The sequence below is a fragment of the Lapidilactobacillus gannanensis genome, from assembly GCF_003946675.1.
Classification (GTDB): domain Bacteria; phylum Bacillota; class Bacilli; order Lactobacillales; family Lactobacillaceae; genus Lapidilactobacillus; species Lapidilactobacillus gannanensis.
The window spans coordinates 1-10,936 of the sequence record NZ_RHOT01000054.1 but is presented as its reverse complement, the minus strand read 5'-3'; the positions used below and the strand labels follow the sequence as shown (position 1 = coordinate 10,936).

7 protein-coding genes are annotated in these 10,936 nt (G+C 43.0%); 6 read left to right on the top strand and 1 reads right to left on the bottom strand.

Annotated features, from left to right (window positions below; translation table 11 throughout):
* The first annotated feature begins 256 nt into the window (after nucleotides 1-256).
* Nucleotides 257-1,444 (top strand): IS110 family RNA-guided transposase, encoded by a 1,188-nt coding sequence (locus EKM81_RS10525; protein WP_125651468.1) that lies wholly within the window; start codon nucleotides 257-259, stop codon nucleotides 1,442-1,444.
* Between the two features lie 1,057 nt (nucleotides 1,445-2,501).
* Here the strand turns inward: EKM81_RS10525 and EKM81_RS10520 are convergent.
* Nucleotides 2,502-3,056, bottom strand: a complete 555-nt coding sequence (locus EKM81_RS10520; RefSeq protein ID WP_125651466.1) for a CvpA family protein — start codon at nucleotides 3,054-3,056, stop codon at nucleotides 2,502-2,504.
* A gap of 624 nt (nucleotides 3,057-3,680) precedes the next feature.
* On the opposite strand from EKM81_RS10520, the gene EKM81_RS10515 reads away from it, so the two are divergent.
* The 5 genes from EKM81_RS10515 to EKM81_RS10500 all read left to right on the top strand — a co-directional run bounded on the left by EKM81_RS10515 (nucleotide 3,681) and on the right by EKM81_RS10500 (nucleotide 10,259).
* Nucleotides 3,681-4,604: an ABC transporter ATP-binding protein gene (locus EKM81_RS10515; RefSeq protein WP_125651464.1), complete on the top strand. Its 924-nt coding sequence runs from the start codon at nucleotides 3,681-3,683 to the stop codon at nucleotides 4,602-4,604.
* The gene (locus EKM81_RS10510; protein WP_125651463.1) at nucleotides 4,597-6,213 is read left to right on the top strand and encodes an ABC transporter permease; all 1,617 of its coding nucleotides are present in this window, start codon (nucleotides 4,597-4,599) and stop codon (nucleotides 6,211-6,213) included. Before EKM81_RS10515 ends, EKM81_RS10510 begins: the two co-directional genes overlap by 8 nt.
* 15 nt (nucleotides 6,214-6,228) lie before the next feature.
* Nucleotides 6,229-6,867: a TetR/AcrR family transcriptional regulator gene (locus tag EKM81_RS10505; protein ID WP_125651461.1), complete on the top strand. Its 639-nt coding sequence runs from the start codon at nucleotides 6,229-6,231 to the stop codon at nucleotides 6,865-6,867.
* 670 nt (nucleotides 6,868-7,537) lie between these two features.
* On the top strand, nucleotides 7,538-7,849 hold the full coding sequence (locus tag EKM81_RS11245) for a hypothetical protein (RefSeq protein ID WP_164509302.1): 312 nt from the start codon (nucleotides 7,538-7,540) through the stop codon (nucleotides 7,847-7,849).
* Between the two features lie 67 nt (nucleotides 7,850-7,916).
* Nucleotides 7,917-10,259 (top strand): ABC transporter ATP-binding protein/permease, encoded by a 2,343-nt coding sequence (locus tag EKM81_RS10500; RefSeq protein WP_125651459.1) that lies wholly within the window; start codon nucleotides 7,917-7,919, stop codon nucleotides 10,257-10,259.
* Nucleotides 10,260-10,936: the final 677 nt, after the last annotated feature.

The following is a 10,936-nucleotide window of genomic DNA, read 5'->3' as shown; positions in this document are numbered from 1 at the left end:
TTTAAGGGGCTTTTTGCGTGTGGCAAGCCCTTCTAGGGCTAATAAAAAGCCACCCGCTATGCGGGTGGATGATTACTGTATAGTGGTTGTGAAGTTGAATATGTCATACCGCAGCGTGACTTAGATGTCGTAGTGGAAAATGACAACTTCACGCATCCTATTTAGTCTGTTCTTAGTCTATTGACCTAAACGTCTTGTTTTGAAAATTAGAATGATAGGATTAACGTGAATCAATTTTAGAAGGAATGGTATTGATATGCGAGTTGTATTTGGAATTGATGTTAGTAAAGCTTCTAGTGAGGTTGCAGTAGTTATTGATATGAAGCGAATCAAGCTATTTGAAATTGAGAATAATCGTCCTGGTTTTAATCTTTTAGGTCAAGAGCTCTCTGCTTTTGAAAACCCTGAAATTATCTTTGAAGCTACTGGCGTGTACTCTAATCGACTTTGTCGCTTTTTGAATGATAATAACTATGTGTATACTTGTTTAAACCCATTAGAGGCTAAGAAGCAACTCGATTCTTTGCGTAAGCGTAAAACAGATGCTAATGATGCTTGGCGTTTGGCCGAAACTCAGTTTCGGTTTTCTCGCCCTACATCACATGCTGTTAGTCCAATATATTCAGAGCTATTAATTTTGAGTCGTCATTATGATCAAATATCTTGTGATCTTGTTAAATGTAAAAATCGAATTCATCGTTCTCTTCAGAATACTTTTCCAGAAATTGAAATGGTTGTAGATAAAAAAGATACAACTTTTTATTGGAATATTATTGAACTGTTTGCTCACCCGGATTTAGTAACTTCACTGACTTTAAACGAAGTGTTTCTCAAGCTTCAACAAATATCAACGCATCATGCTAAATCTTGGCTACTTAAGAAAGCTAAATATATACAGGATCTTGCTGGAATAACTTATCCTGTTTGCGATGTTACCTCGTCTGAAGTAAACCAAATTCAGTATTTGGCCGACCAAGCAGTTCAATTAATTAAGCGCAAAGATATGTTAATCAAACGAATGGCCAAGCTTGCTGAAAATTATCCTGATTTGGAAATTATAAAATCAATTCCTGGTATTGGTGAAAAAACAGCTGTTCTGCTTATGGGAGAACTTGGTGATCTTCACCGTTTCAAGGGATCTAGTAAGCTCAACGCATTTGTGGGAATCGATATCCGACACTATCAGTCTGGCGACTCAGTTGCTCCTGATCGAATTAGTAAACTGGGCAATGCACACGCTCGCAAAGTTCTTTATCAATCGGTAATGAGTATTGCCTCTGTTAAAAGCCCTTGTCACATTAAAGACTTCTATAAACACAAAAAACAGTCTTCCTCATCAACTAAGAAGACTGCGATTGCGACAATGCAGCGACTACTCCGCACCATCTACCATTTAGTTCTCAACAATCAAATGTATAGCTACGAAATCGCAAAAGGACGATAGTAATGTACATTGATTACGAAGTAATCTTAACACAAATCTATTAAAAAGATTACCCTTAATAGATTCTATTTGTGTACCTTAAATGGTCATAAAATGGTGACTCAATATAACCAATAAACTGTTTTTCCTAAGATTCAATTCAAATATTCTCTTACAGTTAAAGATTATTTTCTCCATATTACCGTACTGGTAGTAAAAACGCTTGACTTCTCCTAGAAACGCTGTGGCCATCGATTTGAGCTTATTGCTTGCAGCAACAATCTCAAATTCGAGGCTTATTGTAAGTGCTGAAGCACCAACAATAATTTCACAGCTGACGCCAATCGCTCGGCCCCTGCCTGAATAAACTAACAGAATTGAACACCACTATTTAGAAAAGCAGATTATGGAAACTAACTGAGCCTGTTTGACAAGTTTTTCTGGAGCAAACCAGAAATTGTCAGACAGGCTCAGTTTTGTGTTCTATTTAGTTGTCACCACAATTTAAATCAAGTTGATTTGTCCCACTACAATTGCCTTAATATCAAACAAAGATGAAATGCACTAACTCAACTCCAGACGGAATGGAGGGCGTGGTTGTCAGCCGCCAAATTCTCGTTGGTGCTTTAGCACCTACGAGAAGACTTGTATTGGAGACTTTCGCAGAAAGGATTCAATCAACGTCGGCCGCGTTCCACAACCAGCAAGCCCGTAATGGAGTCAAAACTAATTCTGTTTCAACACTTTCACCAAGGTTTAACGGTTTTGGACTTTTCAACTTTTACTAGGTCTTAGTGTCATGAATTTTTAGATGAGATAAAAAGAGCCCAACGTCTAGGAGCGTTGGGCTCTTTTTGAATGCCTACGAATCATCTTGAAGAATACCATTAAGTCATCGGAGTTTGGCCTTAACAAAATGAGTTGGGACATTTAGCAATTGCCTGATTACGATGCTTATGAGCAACTGCTCTGATTACGTAGGGCTTGTTAGCGGTCGCCCCTGGGTGTGGGCAACCTAGCATTCTTCATAAATTCATCTTAGCAAGATTTAAATGGTAGCGCGAGATTTTTGCCTAGATTAAAATACGGTCTGAAGTAGCTGTTGAGCGCTGTTGGTAAAACTCTGAGTATCGGTGTGGAATAGCCAATCAACGACGCGCTGGCTGACGATTGGGGTGCGTTCGACCATGAATTGGGCCACTGGTGAGCTGGTGTATTGATTGACGAACCAGCTAGGCGTAATGATGTTCAGCAACGAAAGGGCTAGGAAAATTCCCAAGTACATCATCAACACAGCAATAATGGCGCCACCTAGGCCATTGGCTTGCTTAATAACAGGTAGCCAAGTGACTGACTGCGACAAACGTGCGAGCCAACGGACAATAATGTGGCCAATTAACATAATTAACCAGAAGGCAATTGATTGGGCGACAAAGGCAGCGAAGGGGTCAGTGGGATCGCCACGTTTGGTTAATTTTAATAAAAAGTCACCGAATTGAGCGTCGTAAAATAACGCGACTAGGAAAACCAGTAACGTGCCCACGCTAAACAGCAATTCTTTGACTAAACCGCGATGATAGCCGCGAAAGATGGCATGCAGTAGTAAGGCGATGATAATAATTGATAGAATCATAATTCTCCACTTTCCTCAGTTTAATTAAAACTAGTTTACCAAGAATAATCGTGACTGTAATCATGCTAGAGACGGAAATTTTCAGAAATTCAAGCCAACTTGTGATATTGAGGCTGATTCAACTGAGCTGACTTTGATTTGAAATTGATTACGTCGCGCCTTAGCTAGTTAACGGCAGGGGCCGAGCGATTAAGAGGGCGTGGAACGCTGTGGCCGTCGATTTGAGCTTATTGCTTTCAGCAACAATCTCAAATTCGAGGCTTATTATAAGTGCTGAAGCACACTAACTCAACTCCAGACGGAATGGAGGGCGTGGTTGTCAGCCGCCAAATTCTCGTTGGTGCTTCAGCACTTACGAGAAGGCCTGTATTGAAGACTTTGTGCAACAAAGGCTTCAATCAGTGCCGGCCGCGTTCCACAACCAAAAAGCCCGCAATGGAGTCAAAACCAGTTCCGTTTTAACGCCATCATTAGAATGAGATGTTACTTAAAACCGGGATGTTTGACTAGCCAACTTAATTTGAAAATACAGGTTGTTTTCCATTGACCTGTCAGTCAACGAAAACTATAATGACGAAGTATTCATTTTAATTGTTTAGCAAGTCGACGATGGAGGCAGCAATTATGGGAGCAACTGAAGTATTAACAGTTAACCATTTACAAAAGAAATTTGGCAAGTTTACCGCTTTAAAAGAAATTAATTTGACCTTGCATGCTGGTGAGGTCCTTGGTTTTATTGGCCCTAATGGCGCGGGTAAGTCAACGACCATCCGCACAATTTTAGGGATGTTGCGACCAACTGCCGGCACCGTTCAGGTTTTTGGCCAAGATGCTTGGCGCGATGCTGTGTTCATTCACCAGCGCTTGGCGTACGTGCCGGGGGATGTTTATTTGTGGCCGAATTTCACTGGTGGGCAGACGATTGACCTGTTGCTGAAGATGAGTGGTCAGCAGCACAATGCTAAAACCGATGATTTGATCAAGAAGTTCGCGCTGGATCCCAGCAAGAAAAATCAAACTTATTCTAAAGGCAATCGCCAGAAAGTCGCTTTGATTGTGGCTTTGTCCAGTGATGTGGCGCTTTATATTTTTGATGAGCCAACTTCGGGGTTGGATCCACTGAACGAAATTGTTTTCCAACAGGAAATTTCGCGGTTGAAAGCAGCCGGCAAAGCAATTTTGCTTTCAAGTCATATTTTGTCAGAAGTGGAGAAAACTTGTGACACGATTGCGATTATTCGGCAAGGCCAAATTATTGAAGCTGGGGAATTAGCGGCGTTACAACACTTGACTCGAATTAACGTGACCGTCACCTCAGACCAGGATTTAACAGCACTTGGCCAATTGCCCGGGGTGCATCAATTCCAGCAACAATCTGGGACGACTAATTTCGCGGTGGATACTGATCAGTTGCAAACTGTTTTGCAGGCACTGGCAGCGAAAAAATTAACGGCCATTCAAATCGCACCGCCGACTTTGGAAGATTTATTTTTACGTTATTATGATCAGGGTAATGTTAAACAGGCCGAGGTGAGCACCCATGCTTAAGGAAAATTTTGCTCAAACTGGCGCCCTGCTTAAAATCAATTTGCGGCGTGATGGGGTCAAATTGCTGGCTTGGTTCTTGATTTTGGTCGGCTTGTTGGTGGGTTATGCTTACAAAATTGGGACTTTATTTGCCGGTGCCAAAGCAATCGCGACGTTGATAGCGACGTTACGAACGCCGGCCATGATTGCGATTATGGGCTATATTCCCGACCAGCAACCAATGACTGAGGCAATTATTTATAGTAGTGAAATGGTGGTTTTCATGAGTCTCTTCGCGGGGTTGGCCAGCATTTTGATCAGCGTGCCAGCTACTCGTGGCGCTGAAGAAGCTGGCCTCGTTGAATTATTGCGAGCCAAAGCAGTGGGGCATCAGGCCTTTATTGCGGCGGCGTGGTTAGAAAATTTCCTATTTAACGGCTTGTTGTTATTGGCGACTGGATTAGGATTGCAGTTGGCGGCGATGGACGGCGCAAATTCGGCTGGTAATTGGTTGTTGGCAGCATTAATTGCTGGTAGTGGCTTATTGTTCGGCAGTTTGGGCATTTTAGCGGCGCAACTAACTCGCGAGGCCCGAACTGCGACGAGTTATGGTTTAGCGGCGCTCGGTCTGGCTTATTTATTGCGGATGGTGCTAGATGTCAGCCATCATCAAGCCAATTGGTGGTCGCTGTTAGGCTGGCCTGAACAAGCTGGGGTTTATTATCGAAATAATGGTTGGCCCATTGTTTGGCAAGTTTTGGCGCTTGTGTTGGTGCTGGTTGCGGCGATGGCTTTGAACGCGCAACGGGATTTGAATGGGGGCTTAATTGCAGTTCGTCCAGGCAAAACAACGAGTCGTTTTCTCCGTGGACCATTGACGGCCTTGGTGAAAAGTGACCAGCGTAGTTTCTGGTCTTGGTTGCTGGCGGCAGTGGTCATTGGGCTGATGTATGGCTCGATTTTCAATCATATTGCGGCGATTATTACGGCCAATCCGCTGATGCAACAAATTGTTAGTGCTGGTAAGCAGCAACAAGCCGTCACTCAATTGATTTTAAATTTCCTAACTTTACTCAGCGTGGTGCTGGCAGTGTTAGGGACGATTCGTGGGCAGTTGTTGCTTAATCACTTGGATCTTGACGCGCACAAGGGTTACTTGGAACTGTATTTTGCCCGGCCAATTAGTCGACTGCGAGTTTTCAGTAGTTATCTTGGTTGGTCGCTGCTCAATGCCTGGCTGGTTTTAGCGGCAGGGCTGGCAGGATTGTACTGGGGTAGTGCTGCAGTAATGAAACAACCCTTGGCGCTGAAATATTTTGTGCGGATTTTCAGCGGCTATTTCTTGCCAGTAGCTGTTTTGGTGATCGTCTCGGCGTTGCTGGTAGCGTGGGCACCACGTTGGCGACAATTAGGTTTAGTGTATACTGGAGTTGGCTTCGTGTTGATGTATTTCCGCAGCTTATTGAAATTACCAACTTGGGTGGTGCAATTGGTGCCATACGGTTGGGTGCGGCAAGTACCACTGAAAACAATCAATGGTGCGACCGTTCTCAGTTTAATTGTGATTAGTTTAGTGGGGATCGGGCTGGCCTATTGGGGTTACCGGCGACGCGACCAGAATTTCAATTAGAAATGAGTTAAGAGTATGACGAAACGTTTACCAGAAGATCCAGCGAAAAAAGCACGCATGTTAACGGCGGCGATTCAGTTATTTGCGGAACAGGGTTATGAACCCACCCATGTTGATCAAATCGCCCAGCAAGCGGCAGTTTCTAAAGGTTTAGTTTTTAAATATTTTACTAATAAGGAACAATTGTATTTGGCAGCTTTGACGGCGGCTAATCAACAATTTATGACCGTCATTGATCGCACTGTTTGGCAAAATAGTGCTGATTTAAGCGCGATGATCATTAACGCCACTCGTTATAAAATTCAGCTGCAACTGCAATTTCCCGCGGAATTCAACCTATTAATGACGGCTTTTGTTCATCAACAACAATTACCGGCGAGCAGTCAAGCCTACGTCCAGAAAATGTTTGTGGCCAACCATGATTTAACTAGCGAGTTGATGACGCCCGTGGTGGCCCTGTTGCAATTCAAGCCAGGCGCCACAGCTGCCGACCTCCTAGAAGTCATTGGTTATATTACCAACGGCTATATTCATAAAATCCAAAGATATCTCGCCGCCCATCCCGAAATCACCAAAATCGAACAAATGGAACCTCTGATTCAGGACTTAGCAACCAAATTGAAGTTGGTCGAATCTGGATTTATACAAGGTTAGGACTGCTTTATAAAAGTTAGATAGTTTGCCCAAGCCTTTCCAATTGGGTTTGGTGATTGCTGGGCAATCTGGATTACTGATATTGTAGTTGGTGTTCCTTAATCTGAATTTGTTTTAGGCAGTATGGCGGATAACTCCGTTTCGGCCGGCGGGGTGTGGAACGCGGCCGGGATTGATTTGAGCCTTTGGTGCCCAAAGTCTCAAATACAACCCTTATCCTAAGCGATAAATCGCCAAGGATAATTTGGCGGCTGACACTCCGGCGGCCTGCACTGCGTTTTGAGTTAGGCTAGTGCAAATTAGACGGAGTAGATTAAACGGCAGTATTAGCAAAGTTAATGTGCCCAGCAACCACCTGATCAAATTAACGAAATTGCTGACCACTATTTAGAAAATCAGTTTGCAAAAACTAACGAAGCCTGTTTGACAATTTTTTCTGGATTAACCAGAATTGTCAAGCAGGCTTAATTTTGTGCACTATTCAGATATCGATACAATTCAAATTAGGTTGATTGGTCTCACTGCAATTGCCTTAAAATCTAACAACAGTGAAATGCACTAACTCAACTCCAGACGGAATGGAGGGCGTGGTTGTCAGCCGCCAAATTATTAGAGTGTGAGGAGCAGCGGGCTTTCGGCGTAGAGTAACTGCAAATAATTGCTTGAGCTGGTGCAACCAGATCGAGCAATTATTTCAGTTAATCATAGCCGTTTGCTGCTTCGAACACGTTTTGGTGCTTCAGCACTTACGAGAAGACCTGTATTGGAGACTTTCGCAGAAAGGCTTCAATCAGCGTCGGCAGCGTTCCACAACCAGCAAGCCCGCAATGAAGTCAGAACCAGTTCTGTTTCAACGTCTCCATCAGGTTTTAAGGCTTTTGAATTTTTCGGCTTTTATAGCTGCACAATTTTTCAACAATTTAATTATTATTTTTCCATAAAATTGACGAAGATTTTAAGTCCGGAGGCTGATGGCATTTAAATTGTGTGTGATATAATTGATGGGATAATTAGTAACACTTTGTAACCAAAACCGGGGAGGATTCAGTGTGCTCGAATTAAAAAATATTAAAAAATATTATCAAGTCGGCGATACCGTCACAAAAGCGTTGGACGGCGTGTCCGTTGCTTTTCGTGAGAAGGAATTCGTGGCTATTCTTGGTGCCAGTGGTTCTGGTAAAACCACTTTACTAAACGTGATCGGTGGCTTGGATGAGTACGATTCCGGCGATTTGGTGATCAATGGTAAATCCACCAAGAAGTTTAAAGCGACTGATTGGGATGCTTACCGTAATAATTCGGTGGGTTTTATTTTCCAGAGCTACAACTTAATTAGTCACCTGGGCATTATTGACAACGTTGAGTTAGGGATGACCTTGAGTGGCGTCAGCAATGCTGAAAAGCGGCAGCGTGCCGAAGAGGCGTTGACCCGGGTTGGTTTGCGCGAGCATATGCATAAGAAGCCGAACCAATTATCTGGTGGGCAGATGCAGCGGGTGGCGATTGCCCGGGCGCTGGCCAATGATCCCGACATTTTGCTGTGTGATGAGCCGACGGGGGCCTTGGACACTGAGACCAGCGTCCAAATCATGGAATTGATCCAGGAGCTTTCCAAAGAAAAATTGGTGATCATGGTCACACATAATCCTGAATTGGCCCATCAATATGCCAATCGGATTATTGAATTTTCTGACGGCCAAATTCGCGATGATTCCCGGCCTTATAATGAATCAGCCCAAAGTGATACTTTTAAATTAAAACGGACTAAGATGAGTTTCTGGACGGCGCTAAAATTATCCTTCACCAATATTCGCACTAAAAAAGGGCGCACTTTCCTGACGGCGTTTGCCTCAAGTATTGGCATTATTAGTATTGGTGTGGTGTTGGCGCTGTCCGGCGGCTTCCAGAAGCAAATTGATGAAACTCAATCGAAAACTTTGGCCCAATATCCAATAACTATTTCTCAGCAAGCCACTGATATGCAGGCGGCTTCCGCGGAGAATCCGAATAAAACTAAGAAATTATCCAAGAAGGGCACGCAAATCACTGCTAAAGTTAGTGCCCAAGAAAAAGCGACTCACATTAATAAAATTGATCAGAAATACTTGAATTACGTCAATGATATTAATCCTGATCTAAGTAATAACATTGGCTACACGCGGTTAGTCGGCATGAATTTGATTCGAAAAGTTGACGGCAAAGTGCAGCCTGTGACGTTCTCCTCTGCTAAAAGCAATAGTAGTAACCAATCCTCGGCGGCAGCGATGGCAGCAACGACTGGTGTGGGCACTTCATCGTTTCCTAAACAATTGGATAACAGTAAAGAGAATTTCTTAAAGAAGAATTATCGGCTTTTGTCCGGCGCTTATCCTAAAGCAGCCACGGATGTTGTTTTGGTCGTAAAATCTGACAATACCATTAACATTAATGCGTTGAATAACTTAGGCTTTGATGTGAAAGATGGCACCAAACTCGATTTCAACAAAATTGTTGGGACTAAGATTCAAATGGTGATGAACAATGATTATTACCAACAATTGCCAACAGGAAACTTTATTCCTAGCACGGATGTTAGCAGCCTTTATGACAAGCCGAATAATTTGACGCTTAATATTAGCGGGATCATTCGCGCGCGGGGGTCGTCTAATATGGACCTCTTGGCTAGTGGGATTGCCTACAGTGATGACCTCGCGAAAGAAGTCATTTCGAAAAATCAGGATTCGGCGATTGTTAAAGCGCAGAAGGCTTCGGCAGTCAACGTGATGACCAATCAGAAGATGGATAGTACCACGAAGCAAACATTCCTGAGCACTTTAGGCGGTAGCAGTTTGCCATATAGCATCATGATTTATCCGAATAATTTCAAGGATAAAGATAAGGTGTTGACTTATTTAGATAAGTGGAACAAGGGCAAGAGTCGCGCTGATAAAATCACTTATCTTGATTTAGCTGGGACAGTCACGAATTTGACTGGTGGCTTAATGGACGCGATTACTTATGTCCTGATTGCCTTTGCGGCGATTTCCTTGATCACAAGTATGATCATGATTGGGATTTTGACGTACACTTCAGTGCTGGAACGGACCAAGGAAATTGGTGTGTTACGGGCTTTAGGCGCGCGGAGTCGCGATGTTACCCGAGTTTTTGATGCTGAGACTTTTATTCTCGGGATTTCCTCAGGTCTACTGGGAATTATTATTGCTGAATTACTGACCTTCCCAATTAACAGCCTACTTTATAACTTAACCGAATTGAAAAACGTAGCGATCCTTGACCCAACACAAGCGTTGATTTTAGTTCTAGTTAGTACCGTGTTGACCATGATTGGTGGTCATATTCCGGCACGAATGGCAGCCAAGAAAGATGCGGCGATTGCCTTACGAGCTGAATAAAAGGTAGTGCCACGACTGCCCCATTTAGGAGTGGTGGTTGCTGGACAATCTAAATTGCTGATATTGTAGTTGGTGTTCCTTAATCTGAATTTGTTTTAGGCAGTATAGCTGCTAACTCCGTTTTGAGTTAGGCTAGTCCACTTTAGATTAGAAAGATTAAAAGGCGATACTAGTAAAGTTAGTGTTGCCCAGCAACTATCTGAATAAAATTAAGTAACTCAGTATCACTACTTAGCAGGACAGATTGCAAAAACTAACGAAGCCTGATTGATAATTTTTCTGGATGAGACCAGAAATTGTCAATCAGGCTTGTTTTTATGTGCTATTTAGTTGTCAGCACAATTCAAATGAAGTTGATTAGTCTCACTATAATTTCCTTAAAATCTAACCACGGTGAAATTCACTAACTCAACTCCAGACGGAATGGAGGGCGTGGTTGTCAGCCAATCGGTTTTTATTTGCGTAGGAGCTTGCGAGAAGCAGCCAAATTATTCTTAGTGGCTGTGCCACTTAGAATAAGGCTTGTATTGATGACAATATTGGCATCAATCAATGCCGGCAGCGTTCCACAACCAAAAAGCCTGCAATGGAGTCAAAACCTGCACTAGGCCCTGTCAAGTTGACAGATGAAATAATATAAAATTGTATCTAGTTCTAAACGGCTTCATTCCAGTATT